This is a genomic window from Phycisphaerae bacterium (assembly GCA_035384605.1).
In the GTDB taxonomy this organism is placed as follows: Bacteria; Planctomycetota; Phycisphaerae; order UBA1845; family PWPN01; genus JAUCQB01.
In genome coordinates, this window is record DAOOIV010000011.1 from 20,359 (window position 1) to 42,702 (window position 22,344).

Annotated in this window: 15 protein-coding genes; 8 read left to right on the forward strand and 7 right to left on the reverse strand. The window is 61.8% G+C overall.

The window, feature by feature from the left end:
* Positions 1–59: 59 nt before the first annotated feature.
* The 5 genes from hemH to PLL20_04780 all read left to right on the forward strand — a co-directional run bounded on the left by hemH (position 60) and on the right by PLL20_04780 (position 5,746).
* Positions 60–1,052 carry a ferrochelatase gene (hemH, locus tag PLL20_04760; GenBank protein HPD29281.1) on the forward strand — a complete coding sequence of 331 codons (993 nt, stop codon included), beginning with the start codon at positions 60–62 and terminating at the stop codon, positions 1,050–1,052.
* A gap of 464 nt (positions 1,053–1,516) precedes the next feature.
* Positions 1,517–1,735: an antitoxin family protein gene (locus PLL20_04765; GenBank protein ID HPD29282.1), complete on the forward strand. Its 219-nt coding sequence runs from the start codon at positions 1,517–1,519 to the stop codon at positions 1,733–1,735.
* 487 nt (positions 1,736–2,222) lie between these two features.
* Complete coding sequence (locus PLL20_04770; GenBank protein ID HPD29283.1) at positions 2,223–3,629, forward strand: ABC transporter substrate-binding protein; 1,407 nt, start codon at positions 2,223–2,225, stop codon at positions 3,627–3,629.
* Complete coding sequence (locus PLL20_04775) at positions 3,626–4,537, forward strand: sugar ABC transporter permease (GenBank protein HPD29284.1); 912 nt, start codon at positions 3,626–3,628, stop codon at positions 4,535–4,537. The genes PLL20_04770 and PLL20_04775 overlap by 4 nt, the downstream gene beginning before the upstream one ends.
* Positions 4,538–4,543: 6 nt before the next feature.
* On the forward strand, positions 4,544–5,746 hold the full coding sequence (locus tag PLL20_04780; protein HPD29285.1) for a carbohydrate ABC transporter permease: 1,203 nt from the start codon (positions 4,544–4,546) through the stop codon (positions 5,744–5,746).
* Positions 5,747–6,250: 504 nt separating this feature from the next.
* Here the strand turns inward: PLL20_04780 and PLL20_04785 are convergent.
* Positions 6,251–8,266: an OPT family oligopeptide transporter gene (locus PLL20_04785; GenBank protein ID HPD29286.1), complete on the reverse strand. Its 2,016-nt coding sequence runs from the start codon at positions 8,264–8,266 to the stop codon at positions 6,251–6,253.
* Positions 8,267–8,460: 194 nt separating this feature from the next.
* Here PLL20_04785 and mfd point away from each other — a divergent pair, with 194 nt between their 5' ends.
* The 3 genes from mfd to PLL20_04800 all read left to right on the forward strand — a co-directional run bounded on the left by mfd (position 8,461) and on the right by PLL20_04800 (position 14,820).
* Positions 8,461–11,853, forward strand: coding sequence for a transcription-repair coupling factor (mfd, locus tag PLL20_04790; GenBank protein HPD29287.1), 3,393 nt, complete (start codon positions 8,461–8,463; stop codon positions 11,851–11,853).
* Complete coding sequence (locus tag PLL20_04795) at positions 11,850–13,091, forward strand: peptidyl-prolyl cis-trans isomerase (protein HPD29288.1); 1,242 nt, start codon at positions 11,850–11,852, stop codon at positions 13,089–13,091. The genes mfd and PLL20_04795 overlap by 4 nt, the downstream gene beginning before the upstream one ends.
* 307 nt (positions 13,092–13,398) lie before the next feature.
* Complete coding sequence (locus tag PLL20_04800; protein HPD29289.1) at positions 13,399–14,820, forward strand: aldo/keto reductase; 1,422 nt, start codon at positions 13,399–13,401, stop codon at positions 14,818–14,820.
* Between the two features lie 85 nt (positions 14,821–14,905).
* Here PLL20_04800 and PLL20_04805 read toward each other — a convergent pair whose 3' ends face one another.
* The 6 genes from PLL20_04805 to PLL20_04830 all read right to left on the reverse strand — a co-directional run bounded on the left by PLL20_04805 (position 14,906) and on the right by PLL20_04830 (position 22,025).
* A complete protein-coding gene (locus PLL20_04805) occupies positions 14,906–16,480 on the reverse strand; it encodes a hypothetical protein (GenBank protein HPD29290.1) in 1,575 nt (524 codons plus the stop codon).
* Positions 16,481–16,795: 315 nt separating this feature from the next.
* Positions 16,796–17,830 carry a Gfo/Idh/MocA family oxidoreductase gene (locus tag PLL20_04810; protein ID HPD29291.1) on the reverse strand — a complete coding sequence of 345 codons (1,035 nt, stop codon included), beginning with the start codon at positions 17,828–17,830 and terminating at the stop codon, positions 16,796–16,798.
* Complete coding sequence (gene lpxA, locus PLL20_04815) at positions 17,827–18,699, reverse strand: acyl-ACP--UDP-N-acetylglucosamine O-acyltransferase (GenBank protein HPD29292.1); 873 nt, start codon at positions 18,697–18,699, stop codon at positions 17,827–17,829. Before lpxA ends, PLL20_04810 begins: the two co-directional genes overlap by 4 nt.
* 103 nt (positions 18,700–18,802) lie before the next feature.
* On the reverse strand, positions 18,803–20,116 hold the full coding sequence (lpxC, locus tag PLL20_04820; GenBank protein ID HPD29293.1) for a UDP-3-O-acyl-N-acetylglucosamine deacetylase: 1,314 nt from the start codon (positions 20,114–20,116) through the stop codon (positions 18,803–18,805).
* Positions 20,082–21,134 (reverse strand): UDP-3-O-(3-hydroxymyristoyl)glucosamine N-acyltransferase, encoded by a 1,053-nt coding sequence (gene lpxD / locus PLL20_04825; protein ID HPD29294.1) that lies wholly within the window; start codon positions 21,132–21,134, stop codon positions 20,082–20,084. Before lpxD ends, lpxC begins: the two co-directional genes overlap by 35 nt.
* A gap of 255 nt (positions 21,135–21,389) precedes the next feature.
* Entirely contained in the window at positions 21,390–22,025 is a 636-nt protein-coding gene (locus PLL20_04830; GenBank protein HPD29295.1) for an OmpH family outer membrane protein, read from the reverse strand.
* Positions 22,026–22,344 lie beyond the last annotated feature (319 nt).

Below are 22,344 nucleotides of genomic sequence, written 5' to 3' on the forward strand. Positions count from 1 at the left end.
TCCGATAACTGGTAGGATTGTCGCCTGCAGATGGCAAGGCAGCTACCGGGTCAGGATCCATGATTCGAAGCGAATCGAGTCGCGGTCCATTCGACGCAGTCCTGCTTGTGTCGTTTGGCGGACCACAAGGTCCTCAAGACGTTGGTCCTTTTTTGGACAACATACTTCGTGGCCGGCCCACCCCGCCTGGCCGCGTCGAGGCCATTATCGCCAACTACATGCGATACAACGGGGTATCGCCGATCACCGAAATCACCCGGCGTCAGGCGGCCGGGGTGCGTCAACGTCTGGCAGACGCGGGTGTTGAGCTGCCCGTGTACGTGGGCATGCGGAACTGGCATCCCTATCTGGCGGATGTCATGGCCGAGATGAGCCGGGCGGGGGTTCGCCGGGCGATCGGCTTCATCACCGCCGCCCATCATTCGTATGCCAGTTGCGGGCAGTACAAGGAGAACGTGCGCGAGGCCCGACGACGTCTTGCGGAGCTGGGTCTTCCCGACGTCGAAGTCACGTATGTGGAGAGTTGGTACGATCATCCTGGCTTCATCGGCACGCTGGCTCGGCAGGTTCGGGCTGCGATTGACAGGCTTGAGGCGCCGCTGCGGCCCAAGGCAAGGATCGTTTTCACGGCTCACAGTATTCCCGTTGCGATGGCCGAGAGTTGCCGTTACCGCGAGCAGTTGCAGACAACGGCCCGGATGGTTGCCGAAGATCTTGGCCGCAGAGACTGGGCGTTGGTCTACCAGAGCCGCAGCGGTCCTCCGCAGGACCCGTGGCTCGGACCGGATATCAACGATTACCTGAAGGCCGAGCACGAAAAGGGACTTGAAGCAGTGGTGGTCTCGCCGATCGGGTTCATCTGTGATCACATCGAGGTATTGTGCGACCTGGACGTGAAGGTCGGCGACCTGTGCCGCGAGATCGGCCTGCCCATGGCTCGGGCCGAGACCGTCAATGACGATCCGATGTTCCTTGACATGATGACCGAGGTCGTGCTACGAGCCTGCAACCGCCACAAGCGATTTCCACCACTGATGATCACATCGCGATAGCAGTGTTCACCGCATGCAGGCGCTCTCCACGCGTACTCCCAGGAAATGCTTTCCACGCCCTGCCGACCGCCGGCTCGGCCATGTACGCTCCGGAGGTCAGAGCAATCAGTGATGAGACGCACCTCAAGGTGCGCGACTGAGGACGAGAAAGACGATGACCAGCAGAGCGAATGATGCCATTTGTCATACTCGCCGAATTGACATTCTCCGGCACGCAGTGAGCCTCAAACCGACAACCTCGTCGGTGATGCTTCGCCCATGCGAGGGCCGGTCCGGATCGTGTGAGGATAACCCTGGCAAGGCCGCGGGGCCAGAGCGTTTCTATGCAACAAGAATCCCCTCTTTCGCGGCAAGAAAGGAATGGTTCGCGGGATGCGGAACAAGCGGTCGTCCACCGGTCGCATTGAGGACCTGCAGTCTTGCTCTGGCATGCCAGGAGAGACTGTAATAGTTGTATGGTTCACATGACCAAAGCTATCTACGCAGACGGGGTCTTCAAGCCTGAGGAGAAGCTCGATTTGCCTGATCAGCAGCGGGTGCAAGTGATTATCCAGCCAATAGAAGAGCAGGCAGACACCAATCACACCGCAGCCCTGGATCGGTTCTTCGACCACGTGTCCCGTTCAGAGTTCTCTTATACGGGCCCCATGCCCACCCGCGACGAGCTGCATGACCGCGTTTGACACGAACGTCTTGATATACTCCTGTAACAAGGCGGATAAGGTGCGCCAGCCGATCGCGGCCCGCCTGCTCCGAGAAACCGGACCGATGGCATTCTGCTCTGGCAGGCGGCCTGCGAATTCATCGCAGCTTCCCGGAAGCTGATCGTATACGGTTTCAGCCAGGCTGAGGCATGGCAGTATTTGCGCGAGTACCTCGGTTTCCTGAGGCTGGTTCTGCCATCGGCGCAGACGCTCGATCTTGCTCAGAGACTCCACATTGAACAAGGCTGGTCATTCTGGGGCGCTATGCTTGTTGGTGCGGCCCTGGATGCAGGCGCGAGGACGCTCTACTCAAAAGATGTCCCCGGGCGCAGGGTAGAGGGTATTGAGATCATCGATCCATTCGCCGGTTCTGTCCATTAGAGCCTCGCAACGGGGATGAGGAGGCAATCGCCCTGGCGAAATGCCATCCCTTGCCAAACGAGCCCTTCCCCGCGACAGTAGTGTCATGCGGAGGACTCGGCGGGATTTTCTCGGGAAGACGATTCGCGGCGCGGCTTCGGTCTCGCTGGGGGGCTCGCTGTTGTCGGCCGGGGGGTGTTTTCGGAGCGAACCGCCGGACGGGCGAATCCATCTTCGCTACTGGGACAAGTGGGACGGTTTCGAAGGCGACGCCATGCGGGCGGTGGTCAAGGACTTCAACGACTCGCAGGGCGGCATTACGGTTCACTATACGCCCGTCGGGGTGATCGACCGTAAGCTGCTGGCGGCCACCTCGGGTGGCGACCCTCCGGACGTGGCGGGGTTGTGGGAGCACAATGTCACGCCCTTTGCCGAACAGGGGGCGTTGACGCCGCTCGATGAGCTCATGAGCCGCGACGGGATCGGCCGCGACCACTGGATCGCGGCGTACGTGAAGATCTGCACGCATAAGGGCATCATGTGGGCGGTGCCGACGACGCCCTTTGCCAGCGGGCTGCACTACAACGCGGCCTTATTCGAGGCGTCCGCTGATCAGCTTCGGGCCAGAGGGCTCGATCCCGGTCGCGGGCCGGCGACGCTGGCGGAGCTCGACGCCTACGCCGAGGCCCTGACCAAGTACGATGCCTCGGGCAATCTTGTGCAATTGGGTTTTCTGCCACAGGAGCCGGGACGATTCATCTGGGCCTGGGGTTTCTGGTTTGGCGGCAAGCTGATCGGCGAGGACGACACAATCACCGCCGATGACCCGCTCAACGTGGCGGCCTATGAGTGGATCCAGAGCTACTCCCGCAAATACGGCGTTGATCGGATCAAGCGCTTCTCCAGCGGGTTCGGCAACCTGGCGTCGCCGCAGAATCCCTTTTTCTCAGGTAAGGTGGCGATGGTCCTGGACGGTGCGTGGATGCACAACTATATCCAGCAGTACGCTCCCGGCATGCGTTACGGCGTGGTGCCCTGGCCCAAGACGCCACATGGACCTGAACGCTTCAGCACCGTGGGTTGTGACATTATGGTCATTCCGCGCGGCGTGCCGGCCGAGCGGCGCGAAGCCGCCTGGCAGTTCGTCAAGTACGTTATCTCGCAGCCGGCGATGGAGAAGCTGAACCTGGGACATCGAAAGGCGACCCCGCTGACCAAGGTGAGCGACGACTTTCTCAAGAAGCACCCGCACCGTTATCTCGATTTGTTCATCAGCCTGTCCAAGAGCAAGGGGGTGGTTTCGCCTCTGCACGTGGGCATCTGGAGCCAGTATCAGACGGAGCTTTTCGCCGCGTTCGAGCGGGTGCGGTTGCTGCAGAGCAATCCGGCGACCGGCAAGCCCTACACAGCCAGGGAGGCGCTCGATATCGTCCAGGAACGGATGACCCGGGCATACGCCCGATACAAAAGGTCGCTCTCGTTGCGTCCGCCGATCTCGGGGAGGTTGTCATGACCCGCGCAGACCGGCGACATCTTGTCAACGGGATTCTTTTCGCCTCACCGTGGCTGATCGGCCTGAGTGTTTTCCTTGCGTATCCGATCCTTTCGTCGCTGTACTACAGTTTTTGCGATTACTCGACGCTGCGACCGGCCGTCTGGGTGGGGTTGCAGAACTATCAGGATCTCGGTCAGGATGCGGTGATGTTCAAGTCATTGCGGAACACGCTGGTTTTCGGGGCCATTGCGTTGCCCGGGAGCCTGACGGCGGCTCTGATGCTGGCCCTGCTGCTGAATTCGGGCGTGCGCGGGTTGCCGATCTTCAGGACGATCTTTTACTTGCCGTGCCTCGTGCCGGCCGTGGCTTCAGCCATGTTGTGGTTGTGGGTGCTCAACGGGGATTTCGGCATTCTCAATTATGCCCTGGGAGCTCTGCTTGGGCCGCTTGGTCTGCGGCCGCCCACTTGGCTGGCCGATCCGCTGTGGGCCAAACCGGCATTGGCGATTATGAGCATCTGGGGCTGCGGTGGGACGATGGTGATCTATCTGGCGGGTTTGCAGGACGTGCCCGCCGAACTGTACGAAGCGGCGGAGATCGACGGGGCCGGCTGGTGGCGGAGACTGTTTCACGTCACATTGCCTTGCCTGTCGCCGGTGATCTATTTCACGCTGATCATCGGAATCATCGCCGTCCTGCAGGTTTTCACGCCGGCGTACATCATGGGCGGCGGCCCGCAGGGTGGAACCCAGGGCCAGCCGGCGCAGTCGACCTTGTTCTACGCCCTGTACATGTGGGCCCAGGCGTTCGAGTGGCTTCGGATGGGCTATGGTTGCGCGATGGCATGGATTCTGTTTGTCATCATCCTGGTGTTGACGCTCATCGCCCACCGGACGGCCGGCAAGCGGGTGACGTATGTTGGGTGAGTGCTGATGGAACCTCGGACTCTGTTCGGCAAGGTGCTGGCGTACGCGCTCCTGGTGCTTGGGAGCTTCCTGTTCATCTTCCCGTTCATCTGGCTGTTGAGCACGTCGCTCAAACCGCTTGAGCAATCGACGGCCATGCCGCCGCAGTGGATTCCCCGCCAGTACCGGGCAACCATCGACGGCCGCGAGTGCGAAGTGGTTCGCGGCGAGACGCTTGCCGCGCGGATGCTCGTAGTTCGACTGGACATCGAGGACGAGACGGACCCGCGGGGAGGGCAAAAGCTGCTTGTACCGGAAAGCGACTATCAGGACGGCACGATCCCGCTCAAAGTCGCCGGAATCGAACAACGGATACCAGTGACGGTTCTGCGCAGAGCCGAGCCGGGGTGGTGTTACATCAAGGAGCGCAAGACGCTGGTGGACATGAACGCCCCGGCCGTGTGGGACATCGTGCCGCCGGAAGCCGTCGAGAGCCGCGCGAAGCTATTTTGGGGCAACTTTCCGGCCGCGATCAATAAGATGGGTACGGCGCGGGTCTGGATGCCGTTGCTGGGCGAGCGGGAGGTTTCCATCTTCTGGCTGTATTTGCGCAATACCCTGATTGTGTGCCTTCTGGGCGTGACCGGTACGGTGTGCAGTTCGTCGCTGGCGGCTTACAGCCTGGCCAAGATTCCCTGGCGCGGCCGTGGCGTCCTGTTCGGTCTTACGCTGGCAACGATGATGGTGCCTTTCGCCGTGCTGATGGTGCCGTTGTACACGCTGTTCGCCAGATTCGGCTGGATCGGCACGTTGTTGCCGCTGTGGGTGCCGGCTTTCTTTGGCAGCGGGTTCAATATCTTCCTGCTGCGGCAGTTCTTTCTGACCATCCCAAAGGACCTTTCCGAGGCGGCCCGGATCGACGGATGCAGCGAGTTCGGCATCTTCTGGCGGGTCATTCTGCCGCTGAGCAAGCCGGCCCTGGCGGTCGTCGCTTTGTTTCATTTCCTGTACGCGTGGAACGACTTCATGGGGCCGCTGCTGTTCCTGACTCGCCGGGAAACCTTCACGCTCTCGCTGGGCCTCCAGGCTTTCCAGTCCCAGCACGGCGGCACCGACTGGACCAGCCTGATGGCCGCCAGTACGCTCATCTGCCTGCCGATCATCGTGCTCTTCTTCTTTACCCAGAAGACCTTCATCAAGGGCATCGCGACGACGGGGCTGAAAGGCTGACAAGCCACGGGCGTCGAACCTCGGCGACAACAACGGCAGAGTCGCTCCAAGGCGGAGCAAACGGGATAGCACGTTACCGGCGCACCGATGTCGGGTCGTAAGGCTCCAAGGCGGTCTTTAGCCGCAACCAAAACCGGGCAGGCGGATTACGTTTGCAGGTCTTTGGTACTGAACGAGTTCTGCACTCTTGCAAAGGCATGCGCGCAAAATGCGCACCAGTCCCGATGGAAGAGGCTAAGGCGGACCGCCTTTTTGCGGGCCGCAACCCAAGCGCTCCGCGAACAAGAAACATGCGCGCAAAACGCACACCAGTCCCGATGGAAGAGGCTAAAGGGCCAGAAGGAGCGCCGCCGCTCCCTCACGGTCGCGGTTCTGAAACGGTCGCCGCTCGTTCAGAACCCTGCGAAGAGACCGCAGCCGTTCCACGTCGGATCTCTCACGGACCCGGAACCAGTGTAACCTGCCGCACATCCTGGGGCGAGAGACAGGGAATTGCGGCGCGGACTACTGGTGGCCGAACAATTGCGTTGCCGTCGCCGCGATCGCGATCATGGCCAGCATGATCGACTCTCCGGCGATCATCCCGGCCGCAACGGGAAACGTGTAGGTCTCCGCGCTTTTCTTGTGCGTCCTGGCCCAAGCCCATGCGATCACCGCGCCGATCGCGAACGAGAGGCTGTTCTGGAACTGCACCACCCACGCCAGACCCAACCCCATCGCAGAGGGCAGGTACGGGGCTGCTTTGGGCAGTTTTGCCGAAAGTACCGGCAAGATGATGCCGAGCACCGCACCGATGAGAATCGCCCATTGGGCGGTGATCGGGATGGTATGCAGGCCCTGGGTGAGCGCATCAGCCATTGCTTTCCACATGTACACTGCCGGCGGATTGAACGCGTGCAGTCTCTCGGCGGTGGGCACCATCAGATACCACGCGGGGATGATGGCGGCGACGCCGAAGAAGATGCCGGAGAACTGGGCCAGGAACTGCTTTCGCGGATTGGCACCCAGCAGGTAACCCGACTTCAGGTCGGTGAGCAGATCTGCGGCACTGCCGGCCGCGGCGGCGGTGGTACCGGCCGACATCAGATTGACGACGTAATTGCCCTTCGCCAGGATCGCGTAGACCAGCTGAGTCACCTTTCCCATGGCCCCGGTCGGGGTGGTGTCGGTCTCACCGGTTGCCCGGCAGGCGACCAACGACAGGACGAACGACATGGCCACCGCAATGACGCCGAGCAGGATCGACATGTGAAACGCGAAGTAGTTGAGGAGAACAATGGCGACGCCGATGGGAATCAGTCCGCCGATCAACCACGAGCTGGGAACCTCTATCGCGTCTATGGCCTTCTGCAAGTCGACGGACGACCCGCGTGAGTCTCGGACCGTTTGCCCGGAATCCGCGTGAGTTGTGCGACGGAACACGCGAAACGACCGCGCGAGGGTGCGCCACTGGAGGCCCACGGACACCAGGCTTGAGAAAACCATGATCGACGTTCCGCCCCACAAGGCCCATCGTGTTGGGAGAAGGATCGCTCCCGGCGGCAAGTCCCCAGCCGGCACGTAACCCGAAGAGCCTGCGACTGCCACTTGAGCTCCATGGCTGACGAGCAACGGCATCGTGACGTAGTAGAGCAGAATTGAACCGGCGAGCATCGAGAACGATACCCGTGTTCCGACGAATGCGCCGGCGGCGATCATCAGAGTCCCCGGCTCGAAGCCCAAACCCGCCAGGCCGGCCTTCGCGGCACCCTGTCTGAGCCAGCTCATCGGATTGAAGATTCCGCCGAAAGGAAGCAGTTCCGGAATGTGCACGTATCGATAGATCTTGTCCAGCGTGGTGATGACGCCCTCAGGGCCGCGGAAAAAACCTGTGACGGCGCCACAGCCCAACGCAATGATCAGGGAGTAGGCCTTCCTGACGGCCTCGGCCCCGCGACTGTGCAGGCTGCGAAGTGTTTCGGCAGCGGCCATCCCGCTGGGGAACGGAAGCTGCTCGATATTGATCATTTGCCGCTTGAGTGGAATGGCCATGAACACGCCCAGGGCTGCGGTCAGAAACGTAAACGCCACCAGAGTGGTCCAGGGCAGATGTGTGCCGCTCATCAGCAACAGGGAGCCGACGGCCGTGGCCAAAGTCCCGCCGGTAGACATGCCGGCGGCGGAGGCGGTGGACTGCATGCAGTTGTTTTCGAGGATGGTCATCTCGCTCAATCGATTGCCTGAAACCGCGCGGACCGCGTTCCAGATCACGTAGGACAGGACACACGCCGTAATCGCCACGCCGAAGGACCAGCCGAGTTTCAGCGTCGTGTAGAGGTTCGAGACGCACATGAACATTCCGAGGATTCCTCCCGTGAGAACGGCGCGGAGCGTCAATTGCCGGACGCGCTCGCCCTGGTAGACGTGCCGGTACCAGTGCAGTTCTTTCTCTTCGGGTGTGGCGTTTTCTTGGAGCGGCGGCACCTCGCGGACGATCCCCGTCGGGGCACCGGCGGCAGAGGAGCCTTTTCTTTCGGCCATGCTCCGGCGGCATCCGGGGCCGTCGTCGGGCCGGCCCTGGCAACGATTGCGATCATCGGCTGGCATAAACGACCTTCGAACAGACCATCGTCGATTGGCGGGAAAGTTAACCGTAACCGGTCCAAAGAACAAACATTCGGACCTTAAGGCAAGCGAGTCTAGCCGAGGGCGGAGATGACCGATACAATAGAATTGTGGTCAATGTCGTCGATCGGATTTCCGGCGACGGCACCTTTCGTGCCTTGGTGGCCCGGATCCGCGAATTGAGCCCCTTGGCCGCCGGATCAGGCGATGAAACACATTCGCCGAGCGGTGCGCAGGGGGGGGTGGTATCCGTGGACGGGCTGTGGGGATCGTTTGCGCCTGTTTTGGCCGGCGCGGCGGCTCTGGAGCTGAAGTGTCCCCTTTTATACGTTACCGCCCATCTGGACCCGGCCGACGAGATCCGCGACGACCTGGAATTGTGTTGTGGTCGCACGCCCGAGCTGCTGAGCGCCTTCGAAGCCGCCCCGGGCCAGGGGGCGGCCAGTGACGAGATTTACGCTGAGCGCATTCGGCTGTGCGCCCAATTGCAGCGCGCTTCCCAAGGCGACCAAGAGCCTCCCTCGTTCATCGTCGCCCCGATCCAGGCACTCATGCAATGCGTTCCCTCGGAACGGGCCTTGGCCGGCCAGTTGCTTACTCTCTGCGTGGGCCAGGAACATGACCTGCAGCGAATCGCACGCTGGCTCATGGACCACGGCTATGAACGGCTGGACCAGGTTGAGTCTCCGGGCGATTTCGCATTGCGGGGCGACATCCTGGACATCTTTCCTCCCGCCCAGACCGATCCGTACCGCATTGATTTCTACGGCAACCAGATCGAATCGATCCGCGGCTTTGACGTGAGCACGCAGCGATCCGATACCGAATTCGAGACCATCCAGATCGCGGCCGCCTCGGTAAGAGGAAGGCAGGACCATTCTCCACACAAGCACCAGACCGTCGAGGCCAGAGGCGTGGTTTCTCAGAGGAGCCATCCCGAGCCCTTCTTCTCGGAGGGAAGCGCTACCAGCTTCCTGTCCTATCTGCCGCCGAACACGATTGTCGCGTTCGACGAGCCTCTGGAGATCCAAGAGATCGGCAAGACGTTCTGGAATCGCCTTAACGGCCCGGCGGGAATGATGCCGGTCCACAGAGTGTTCCAGAGAGCCGGCGGATTTCTCCAACTACACCTCCATCGCCTGGCGTGTAGCGACGCCGAGAACCGCTTCAGCTTTCACGTTCAGAGCCTGGCCCGATTCGAGACCAAGCCGACGGAGGCCCTGGGAGAACTGGCCAGGATTGCCGCTGAGCGCGACGTCCTGCTCTATTGCGACAACAACTCCGAGCGGGAACGGTTCACTGAGTTGTGGCGGAGCACAATCGGCGATCTGCCCCCGCGGTTGTCGCTACCTGTCGGGCTCATGCACCACGGATTCGACTGGCCCGACGGCGGCCTGACCGTGGTCGGGCATCATGAGGTCTTTCACCGCTACACGCAGCGTCGGCGAATCCACCGGTGGCATGCCGCCCGTCCGGTGGAATCATGGCTCGACCTGAACGCGGGCGACTACGTCGTACACGTCGTACACGGCATTGCCCGATTCCAGGGCATGCGAACGATGCGCAAGGGGGACTCGGAAAAACAGGAGGAATACCTGACCCTCGAGTTCGCCGACAGTGCGCGCCTGCATGTCCCGGCAAGTCAGATCGACCTCGTCCAGAAATACGTCGGCATCGGAACCACCCCACCGCCGCTCAGCAAGCTCGGCGGCACCCGTTGGGCCAAAACCAAGGAGCGAGTCGAGGAATCTGTCGGCGATCTTGCGGCCGACCTCCTGCGCATTCAGGCTGCGCGGGCCAGCCGCCCGGGCATCGCCTATCCCGGCGACACGGTCTGGCAGCGGGAGTTCGAGGGCAGCTTCATCTACACGGAAACGGAGGACCAGCTCTCCAGCCTTGCCGACATCAAGAAGGACATGTGCCGTCCTCAGCCGATGGACCGCCTGCTGTGCGGCGACGTCGGCTACGGGAAGACCGAGCTGGCCGTCCGGGCGGCATTCAAGGCCGTCGAATACGGCAAGCAGGTGGCCGTCCTGGTGCCGACCACCGTGCTTGCCGAACAACACGAACGCACCTTCCGAGAACGACTGGCGGATTATCCCTTCGTCATCGAATCTCTCTCCCGCTTCAAGACGCGGAAAGCTCAGAGCGAAATCATCGACCGTACGCGCAAGGGTCAGATCGACATCCTCATCGGTACCCATCGATTGCTGAGCAAGGACGTGGGGTTCAAGGACCTCGGTCTATTGATCATTGACGAGGAGCAGCGATTCGGCGTCGAGCACAAGGAAAGGCTCAAACGCTTCCGCGAGACCATGGATGTGCTGACCATGACGGCGACGCCCATCCCGCGGACGCTGCACATGTCGCTGTTGGGTATCCGCGACATCAGCTCGCTAGCGACACCCCCGATGGATCGCCGCAGCATTGTCACCCAGGTGGTCAACTGGTCTGACCAACTGATCCGCGACGCCGTCCTGCGGGAGCTGAACCGCGAAGGCCAGGTCTTCTTCGTGCACAACTTTGTGCACGACATCCGGTCTTTCGCCGAGAGGGTCAGTCGCATCGTTCCCGAGGCCCGCGTCATTGTCGGTCACGGCCAGATGCCCGAACGCGAGCTCGAACGGGTGATGCTCCAATTCGTCCGTCATCAGGCCGACGTGCTGGTCTGCACCACGATCATCGAGTCCGGACTGGACATTCCCAACTGCAACACCATCCTGATCGATCGGGCCGACCGATTCGGGTTGTCAGAGCTTCACCAGCTTCGAGGGCGGGTCGGTCGATACAAGCACCGCGCTTACTGTTATCTGCTGCTTTCACCCGACCGGACCATCACGCCGAACGCGGCCCGCCGATTGAAAGCCATCGAGGAATACTCCGATCTGGGTGCCGGTTTCCGAATCGCGATGCGCGATCTGGAGATCCGCGGCGCGGGCAATATCCTGGGGCCCGAACAGAGCGGTCACATCGCAGCGGTCGGCTATGAGCTCTATTGCCAGTTGCTCGATATGGCGGTGCGGCGACTCAGGAACGAACCGGCGGACGTTTTCAGGCCGGTGCATTTGGAATTGGACGTTCCGGCCTTCATTCCCCGCAACTACATCGAGTCCGACCGACAACGGATGGAGATCTACCGGCGCGTCGTGCGCTGTCGCTCACTTGCGGATCTGGGGCAGCTTGACAAGGACATCAGAGACGCCTTCGGACCCTACCCGCAAGCGGTGGCCGATCTGCTGGCCCTGGCCGAAATTCGGATTCTGGCTCAACCGTTCAGGATCAAGGCGATCAACCGGCAGCCGCCGGACCTGATTTTCACCGTCGAAGAGCTGGCCCTGGTCGAGCCGATCTTCGCGGACGGTCCCGGTTCGGCCCGGATGGCCGATGCCCACACCGTTCACCTGCGGTTGGCGCCCGCCTACTTCGAGACCGCGACGCTTCTGGCCGTCCTGAGGCGTCTGTTGCAGCCTCAAACCGCCGTATCTACAATGCCGCATCGATGAGAAACGCCAGACGGATCAATCGAATTGCTACGGCGTCAGGCTTGTTCTTGACCATCGTGTGTGTCACGAGCTGCGGCGACAAGGAAACCGGACCGAAGCGAGAGGACCACAAGGCCGCCCACACCCCCCGATACCACCCGGACATCACCAGAGAGGCGGCCGCGACCGGAACGGCGACGCAGCAGGCTGCCGAGGTGATCGTGCCGTCCGAGCTTCCAACCGGTTACACGGGTACGCCGGTCCTATTTGTCAATTCCCAGCCCATCACCGTCTCGGACGTTCTCGAACCGCTCATGCCCGAGATCCTGAAAATGGCCGGCGCCGCCACGTCGGAGCGCGAGTACTATCGCGGCATTTCGCGGCTGATTGCCGACCAGATCAGATATCAATCGAGCACGATCGTGGTTTATGAGCAGGCCAAGAAGAAGCTCAACGAGACCGTTGAACAACTGCTCGACAAGGAGGCCGAGAAGGCCATCCAGCGAACCATCAACACGAACTATGGCGGCGTCCGTGCCCGATACGAGGCCCAACTGAAAGCCCTCGGTCTCGAAATGAAGGACGTGAAAGAACGCATCAAACGCCAGCTTCTTGTTTCGAGTTTCCTGGAAGAGCGGTTCTCGCCCATGGTCGCCGTTCCCCCCCGACGCGATCTGCTCAAGTATTACCAGGCTCATCTTGATGCCTTCACGACGCCGGCCAAGGCTGAATTGCTGATGATCGAAATCCCGCTTCGGGAACTTCTGCGCAAACCCGTTTCGCAGGCCAGCGAGAGCGAGATCGCCGAAGCCCGCGAGGCGGCCCGCCGGGAACTGCGTCGCGCCGCGGAGGAGCTCGAAAGCGGAGTGGACTTTGCCGCGGTTGCGCGGCGCTATTCCAAGGGTGCTCAGCGAGCCAAGGGCGGATCGTGGGGCGAAATCACGCCTGGCAGCCTGACGGGTTCGTGGGCCAAGGCGGCCGAGATTCTCTTCACCCTCGAGGAAGGCCGATTCAGCGAGATCATTGAAACGGAGGAATCGAGTTTCATCGTCAAGTGCGGCCGTAAGACGCCTCAAGAGCGGTTGACTTTCGAAGAGGCCCAGGCCAGGATCATCGATCAAATCCGAGAGCAGGAATACAGCCGCATGAGCTCGCGGTACATGGGGCAACTGCTCGATAAGGCCGGGATCGACCCGCAGCAGCAGCAGGAGTTCTTCATCGCCGTGGTGTCGGCCGCCCCGCGCCCTAATGTCAAGTAGGTCGTCGGCAATGCTCCCGGCATCAACGGCTCTTTGAGAGTCGAGGCTGGGGTACGATCGGCGGCTTGTCCGTCGGCGTGTCGGCTGGACCTGCACGATGGGATCAGCCGGCCGCGAGGCCCGCAGTTCACCCCGCCGACTGTCTCGCGGATCGGGCAACAGCATCGGCCGACGGCGGATTATTGTCCTTTGCCGGAAACAATCGCTATGCTGTTGGCGCTCTCAAGATTGCGGTTTGATGACCAGGGCAAGTCTCGTTGACAGTGTCCGTCAGGGGCGAATTTGCAGCTTGATAAGGAGTGGACCCATGCATGACCTCACGCGCATCGATCGTCGGGAGTTTCTGAAAGGTACGGCGGCAGGCATCGGCTCTGCGGCAATCGCGGCATCCTCGCTCAAGGCGACCGAAGAGGAAAAGATCGGGGCCTCGGCCCCGGCGCTTAAGGTCGATCCCAAGGAGCTGATCTGGCGGAGCAAGGCGCCGAGCATGGACTACCGGCGGCTCGGCCGAACCAACTACATGGTCAGCCGCGTGGTTGCGGGCAACGCCGGAAACGAGACCCTCTGGCGTCGCATGATGGCCGCGGGCATGAATTACTTCGACACGGCATCCAACTACGGGGGAGGCAACCATGAAATCGAGCTGAGCGGCACCTTCGTGAAGTACCGCGACAAGTTGTGGATTACCAGCAAGGCCTCCGACATCGCCGGTTATGCCAAGATCGACGAAGACGTGCGGAAGCTGTACGCGAAGGCGATTTCGGAATTCCTCGACGACGAGAAAGGCATCGGCCCCGGGAAAGAACTGCTTGACGTTCACAAGAAGGCTATCGAGAAAGAGAAGAAGACGGGCAGGAAGCCCGACCTTCGTCCGGTCGGCGAGCGCATCGCCAAGATGTACCTGGACGAACTGGACAAGTCCCTGGCAAAGATGAAGGTGGAGAGTGTCGACTGTTACATGATGCACGGGATCGAGATTCCGTGGATTTTTGACTGTTTGGAGTTGTGGGAGGCTTACGAACGGGTCCACAAAGCCGGGAAGGTCAAGCACTTCGGATACAGTGTTCACCGGCACCAGAAAGACGTCCTGGCCGCGAGCGTCGAGGCCAACAAACGAGGCCCCTGGAGGATCGACCTGATCATGCCGGCCATTGATCCGGGCAGCTTCGATAACCTCAGGCCCGAGCTGGAAGCCCTTAAGAAACAGGACGTGGGCATCATTGCGATGAAGACCAAGGGCATCAAGGCCCGCCCGGCCGACGCCCGCGAGGAGAAATTCAAGGCTCTCATGGGCGGCAAGGAGTACAACGACGATCAGCGGGCCAAGCTGTGGATGCTGCACCTGACGGACGATCTGATCGACGCGGTTATCGCACGGATGGGCAGTATGGAGGACATGGAAGCGATGCTGCCTCTGGCTCAGGTCAAGCTTTCCGCCGAGGCGGAGCGCGAGCTGCGGGCGATCGTGAAGCTCCAGATGGCCACCGCCTGCCATTTGTGCGGAGCCTGCGATCTCAACTGCCCCGAGCGCATCGCGGTGACCAACATGATCCGCTATTACGCTTATTTGAACGACTACAAGGATCGCGAACTGGCGGAAAGCCTGTATCGAAGACTGGGCTACGACCCGGCGGCCGTCTGCACCAACTGTGGCGTGTGCGAAGAGGTTTGCCCGTCGCACCTGCCGATCAGCGAGCTGTTACACGAGGTCACGGCGGCACTGGCGTAGAGGCCGGGCGAAGCCCGAGTCGGACGTTGGCCGGCGGAGGCACACGTCAACGGCGTCCGGCCCTCTCACCGGATGCGCCCGGTGTTTACAAAAAACTGGCTGCATGACAGTCTTGAGTTCCTTCAGCCACCTGATGCAACCAATTCCAGAATCGGAAGCGATGCAGATGCTCGCCTCTGGCCGCAACGTCGTCGGCCAAGGCGCGGGTTCGTTGTCGCAGGTCTTTTTTGAGGCCGTCGGTAAGAGAACCGGCCTGCCAATGGGCGAAGAGCTCGGCGTAGGCCTCGCCTTCCGCTTCGGAGGCGAGAACCTGGCCCATCGTCTTGCGACCCCAGGCACGGAGCGAGTCCTCGGGCCAGTGAATGAAATGCGAAAAGGCGAGGTAGTTCAGAGCCCAAGGGATGTGCATGGTCGAAACCTCGCCGTGAATGCTGACGCCCTCCAGGCCGGCTCGGTACGCGCGGAGACAACCTTCCTTGATGGTGCTGACGACCTGGTCGTATCGCGTACGACCGTGCCACTGACTGCCCTGGTGCAGAAACCCGACGCTGCGGACGGTGGGCGGTTTCACGCCGGCGGGCCACAGGTCGGCTGAGAAGGCTTCGGCCGGCGTGCCATTGTCCAGGTAGGCGGTCAGCGGCAAAGGTTGCCTGCGGACCATGCTCGTCAGCGTCCATTGGCACACGGCGTCGGGCGGAAGCTTGTCCACCAAGGCCGGCCGATCACACTGGAGGTACGCGGCACGATGCCGGTCATCGGCGGGTTTTCCGGGAACGAAGCCCTGGTACGTGGCCCAGGTGACGAATTTGTCCTTGAGCTGACCTTCGATGGCGTGCAATGCGGCGTTGTAGCCGAGGTACTGATCCCGCCAGAACGGCGGTTCATCCTTGGGCCACTGTGCCAGATGCTCGCGGCAGCGCGGGCAATAGCAGACCACGTAGTCGCCGTTTTCCAGGTTGGCGCCGCCGACGTTGAACTCACGAAAAAGCCATCGGACGCCTTCCTGGAGCCACTCGACGAAACGAGGGTGCGTGGGACAGACGCCGTGCTCCTGGGGCTTGCCCTGTTCGTCGATCAGACGGGCATCGGGATGTCTTCTGACGAAAGTTTCGATGTTGTAGGGGTGTTCACCTTGATAGTAGACGCCGCCGTACCAGTTCGTGCCGACGCCGGGCTTGATAATGATGCCCTTGCCGGCGGCGTAGTCGGCCACGCGTTTGCCGAACTCAACGCCGCCGTGGTCGTCTCGCAGGAAGCCCCAAATCAGGATGCCCCGGACGCCCAGGCCGACGGCCAAGTCGGTCAGGCGGCGATAGTCTTCAAGGTAGGTTTCCGGTCGCTTGAGGTACCGGTTGTCGCAGCCGAAGTTGAGCATGCCGGGATCATCGAGCATCCAGTTGGTGCTGTGGTCCCAGGTCCAGAAGTAGGAGTACGGAAGGGCAGGCTTCGCCGGCCGGTCAAGTTTCCAGATCAGTCGCGGGGCAGCATGCGGATTTGCCGGCTTGCTCACGCTCGCTGCTGAAGCCGCCGCCTCGTGCTGTTGAACTGTACCTGCCACTGATCCGATGACACCACCGGCGATGCCTTTGAGAAGATTACGACGGCCGAAGTGGCTTGCAGGCCGGGCGCCGTGACGGCCGGCAGTCTCTCGCTCCGACATTGTGTGCTCCTTATCAGGCAGTCGGCGGACCTACCCAGACAACATCTCGCCCGACCGGAGGACTTCCTTCACGCAGGACTCCCAAACTATCCTGATTGCCAGCAACCGGGCTCCGCGTCGCCGAACCGCCTTACCTATCTTGCCAATTTGGCCATGGTTGGGTTCGTTCAGCAAAGAGACCGTTGCGGCACTTGCCCCGTTGTTTTCGGGACTGCCTGAGCCGTATCGAACAGCCGTGACAACAGTCGTCCATCGCGTTGGTTCAGAACATACGCGGTGTTCCGACCGGGCAGGCGATTACGGAGCAAGCAACTCCTATGCTCTTGCCGCGAAGTCGGCGTCGACGCCTTCCCACTGGTGTGATCTGGCGGCGGCGATGATCTGCTCGGCCAGTTCCACGGCGGCAACGCCGTCCTCGGCACTGACCGCCGGGGGCTCGCCCGATCGGACCGAGTTCAGAAACGATTGCAGTTCGACCCGCAGCGGCTCGAGGTCGTCGATTTCCAACGGTTCGACTTTGACCATTGACCCGAAATCACGTCCGACGAGCTGCGAGAGCTCCTCGGCGCCGTGCTCCCGGGCCATCTTGAGCAGATCGAGGTTGGCGTCCTTCTTGATGGCGATGCCTGTCTTCTTCTGGTAGTCGAGTGAGAGGTAGGCTTCATCGGCGAACACGCGGATCTTTCGTTCGGTCTTAAGAGCCAAGCGCGACGCGGTCAAGTTGGCCACGCAGCCGCCTTGGAAGATGAGGCGGGCGTTGGCGATGTCTTCGTGCTCGGAGAGCACCCGAACGCCGACTGCGTCGACGCGGACCGGCCGGGCTTTGACCAAGTGCAGCACGATGTCGATATCGTGGATCATCATGTCCATGACGACACTGATATCGGCCGACCTGAAAGTGAAAGGACTGATGCGGTGAGTCTCGATGAAGCGCGGCCTGACCTGCATGCGACCCAGCGCCCGAACGACCGGATTGAAACGTTCCGTATGCCCCACGCTCAGCAACGTGTTGTGCCTGCGGGCAACCTGCTGCAAGTCCCGGGCAGAGGCTGCGTCGGGGGCGATGGGCTTTTCGATCAGCACGGCCACGCGGTTTTCCAGAAACGGCCGTGCAACCTCGACGTGGGCGGTGGTCGGCACGGCGACGGACACGGCCCTGACCTTGTCGAGCAGCGGCTCAATCGAAGGGTAGGCTTTCGTGTTGTGCTTCGAGGCCATCTCCGCAGCCCGGCCGGGGTTTGCGTCCACGATTCCGACGAGTTCGCAGTCGGGCAGCTCGTGGTAGATGCGAACGTGGTGCCGGCCCATGTGTCCCGCGCCGACGACCGCAACCGGAATCTGTTGGCTCACTTGATTCCCTCCGTACTCCTGGGTCTCCCGTAGAAAGCCTGCCGGTCGACGTGCGTGTCCCGGCGATCGCGCTCCAGCCAGCGTCCGTAGACGCCGTCCTTGATGCTGCGGCGAATCGACTCGCACAGGTAGCGGACCTCGCCGTTCAGCTCCTGCCGTTCCTCAATCACGTTCAGCCGGTCGAGCATTGAGGCCCCAAAGCTCTGGGCCTTGGGCCCGAAGAGCACCCGGTATGCCTCGCGCACCGCCCGGATCTGATTCTCGGTGCATCCCCAGCGTTTCATACCCTGTTCGTTGAAGCCTCGCACACGTGCCGGGTTTCCTTCAACGATCATATACGGCGGCACGTCGTTAATGACGCGGGTCATGCCGCCGATGTAAGCCAGCGTGCCGATGGTGGTGAAGTGGTGGACGCCGATGATCCCCCCCATCGTGACCTTGTCTTCCAGGCAGACGTGCCCGGCGAGCTGCACGTAGTTGGACAAGATGCAGTCGTTGCCGATCTTTGCGTCGTGGGCGATGTGCACACCCACAAGAAAGCGGTTATGCGAACCGATCCAGGTCACGCCGCCCGCGACCTCGGTGCCGGCGTGTACGGTGACCAGCTCACGAAAGACGTTGTCGTCGCCGATTTCGACGCGGGTCGGGCCGCCCTTGTACTTGAGGTCTTGCGGTGGGGCACCGATCACCGAGCCCGGGAAGAACTCATTCCGGCGACCGCACACGGTGTGCCCGATGATCGTCACGTTATTGCGCAAGGTACACTCGTCGCCCAACACCACGTCCGGTCCCACAACGCAATTCGGCCCGATGGTGACGTTCCGACCGAGCATGGCCTTAGAATCAACAGTTGCCGACGGGTGAATCATTTGTTCCGCTCTTAGCTGCCAGCTTGGGGCTGTCAGTCCTTAGCTCTCGGTTCCTGGCTGCCAACCTCTTGTTTTCCCGGCCGACAGCGAAACAGCTTCTCGCTCACAACGGGTCAGCATCGACCATCATGAATTTGATATCGGCCTCGGCCGCCAACTGGTCTCCCACCATTGCCCGACAGAACACGTGACCCGTCCGGGATTTGACCCGGCGAGCCGAGGCCTCCAACAGCAGTTGATCGCCGGGAACGACCGGCCGGCGGAACTTGACTCCCTCCAGGCTCAGCAAGACGGCCACCTTGCCGGTGTGCTCAAGCTCCTGGGCCAGCAACAGGCCGCCGAGCTGGGCCATAGCCTCGATGATCAGCACGCCCGGCATGATCGGCTGACCCGGGTAGTGTCCGGTGAAGAACTCCTCATTGGCGGTGACGTTCTTGATGCCGATCGCATGCTTGCCGGGTTCCATCTCAACCACCCGGTCGACCATCAGGAAGGGGTAGCGATGCGGCAGTAAGCGTTGGATCTTGCGGATGTCGAAAACGGGTTCGGCCTTCAGTTTCCGCTTGGTCTCAGCCGCCTGCTCCAACTCGCGCAGCTTGCGGACCAGTTCGTGATTCAGGGCGTGGCCCGATTCACGGGCAAATACGTACCCGGACACGAACCGGCCGAACAGGAACAAGTCGCCAAGCAGGTCGAGGATCTTATGCCGGACGCACTCATCCGGAAAACGAAGCGTGTTCTGAATCGGGCCTTCCTTGCCAAATACGAGGATGTCATCGTAGGTCAGGTGCGAGCCCAGGCCCGACGCCCGAAACTGCTCGGCTTCCTGCTCCAGAACGAAGGTGCGGGCTGCAGCGAGATGCCGCTCGAATTCCTCGGGGGTGACACGGATCTTGAAGATCTGCTGCCCGATCGGCCCGCTGCCGTAGTTGAGGTCGTAGATGATTTCGAGGGTATCCTCATCTTCTGCGGCCGGAGCAGCCATGACGTAGTGGCCTCCTTCGGCCACGCGGACGATCTCAGGAATGCGAAACACTTGTCGAGGACGGTCCTGTGCGACGATGCCAACCTCCTTGAGCTTCTCGACGAAGGGAGCACAGCTTCCATCAAACGAAGGCACCTCGTTGGCGTTCAGTTCCACAAGGACGTTGTCGATGCCCAAGCCCGCGAGCGCCGACATGCAATGCTCGATGGTCTCAATCTGGACGGTCCCGTTGCGGATAGAGGTCCGGCGCAGGCGTTTGGCGACGTTCTCGACAAGAGCGGGAACCCGGATGGGCGGGTTCTGGTCCGCCCTCAGGAATACCACGCCCGTATCGGGCTCGGCCGGGTAGAAGCGGACGACCGCCTGCTCGCCGGTGAACAGCCCTCGCCCGGTCAGCTCAACGGGGCTCCGAATGGTCTGCTGAGGCTTCAAGTTGCTCGACCCGCTTGATCAAGGCCCGGAGCTGGTCGGCCATCTCCGGGAGCCGTCGCACTTTGGCTCTCTCCCGGATGAACTGTTCGTGGTCGACCGCCGGGCTGCCGATGACCGTCTTGCCTGGGGGCACATCCTTGGAAACGCACGCGCAAGCGGCCACTTGCGCGCCGTCGCCGAGCGAGATGTGGTCCCGCAAGCCCACTTTTCCGCCCAGCACCACGCCCTGTCCCAGGCGGGTGCTGCCGGCGATGCCGCACTGAGCCACGATCATGCAGTTCGGCCCAATTCGGACATTATGGGCAACCTGGACAAGGTTATCAATCTTGGTGCCCCGGCCAATGCGGGTAACCCCGAATTTAGCCCTGTCAATCGTGCTGTTGGCCCCTATTTCGACGTCGTCCTCGATCTCGACGCTGCCAATCTGGGGGATCTTGACGTGGCGGCCCCCTACATATTGGTAGCCGAAGCCGTCGGCGCCTATGGAGCAGTTGGGGTGGATGGTTACGCGACTGCCGATCGCGCACCGCTCCCGGATCACGACCCCGGGCCAGAACTCGCAATCGCTGCCGATGCGGACATCCGGTCCGACGAAAACGTGAGGATGAAGCACGGTCCGATCCCCGATGACGGTGTTGTCGCCGATGACCACCAACGGTCCGACGGCCACATCCCGGCCGAGCTTGGCCGACGGTGAGACCACCGCCGTGGGATGAACGCCCGGCGCCGGCCTTGGGATCGGCGGGGCAAACTTCTCAAGCACTGCTGAGATCGCCAGGGAAGGGTTATCGCACAGAATGGCGGGCATCGGGGTCGCCCCGAAGTGCATGGGTACGATCACCGCGCCGGCCCGGCTGTTCTTCAACTGGGGGGCGTATCTGTCTTCGGCCAGCCACGCAATGTCGGACGAACAAGCCTCCTCAAGCCCGGCCACGCCGGTGATCCGAGTGCCAGCGTCGCCGCGGACCACTCCGCCGACCCATTTGGCGATCTCCGCCAGAGGATACGACTTGCTCATGGATGCACATGCTCCTCGGAGGCTTGCTGAGCCCAGAATCCTCGCGGGCTCCGGCCCCCCGACGCCGGCTCGAGAATCGTTTCTGTGGCCCTCATCCTCACCGGACGCGGAGCGAATGCCGCACAGGTGAGAAGGCCCTGCCTCACGGCCGGCGTTCCGCAAGACTGGCGCGGAAAGGATTCCGGGCCCAGCGGTGGATTCCGGGCCAAGCGGTGCCTCTCAGCCTTCGGCAGTCCCTGCGGTTCAAGCCGAGCCCTACTTGCCGAAGTGCACCGACGCCGGGCCGCCGAGCTTGGCGAAGTTGGCGTTGAGCGTGGCCAGCACGTCAGCCGAGATATCCACGCTGTTGTCCGCGTAGACCACCTTGCGATTGAGGATCTGCTGCAACAGGGGCTCAGGCTTGGTCACGGTGGTGTCCACCTGTTCCTGCGTCACGACCAGTTGAACACCCTGCTTCTTCGCGACCTCGGCGATGCCGTCGGTGACCATCTCGTAGGTCCGCTTGACCCAGGCCACATACTGGTCGCTGACAAAATCCTTTTCCAGCGACTCCCAGACGTTGTATTCCAGTTGCATGCGTTTGATCTTGGTGATGCGGGCCTGCCGGTCGGGGCTGGTGACGTCGGTCTTGTCCAAGATGTCCTGTTCGGCCTTGATCTCGGACATTTTCTGGTCGGACTCCTGGGCCAACTTGTCGCGATAGACCCTCATGGCCTCGTTGACCGCCTTGGTCTGATCGAACTCGTTGAAGACCTTGACGAGGTCGACGACGGCGACCCGGGTGCCGCCGCTCGCGCCGGACCGCTGTTGAGCACCGCTCATCGTCGCCGCCGCGATCGAAACCACCGCGATCGCCGCCATCACCAACAGAGTATTCTTGCCGCCCTTCATGGAAGACTCCTTCTCCGGCCAGGTTCGCCAGTTCGCTCATCCCTCGACACACGGAACGCCAGCGCCAGCCAAGGCCTCCCGGTTCGAACGGGAACCATTAGACCGGGCAATCCGGCCGGCCGCAAGTCTGTGGTCTACCGGCGCTTGCGGCGGGTCCGCTACGGCCCGGGCGCATCTTTCAGGATCCCCAAGCGTCAGCGAGGGGTCACGCCTTGGGGCAACCACAGCGTCGGCAGAGAAAACCGGAAGCCGTTGATGGAACGAGAATAAGGCACCAGAAAGCTGCGGGCGGTTGTCCGGGGCGGGGGGGTGTTATTCG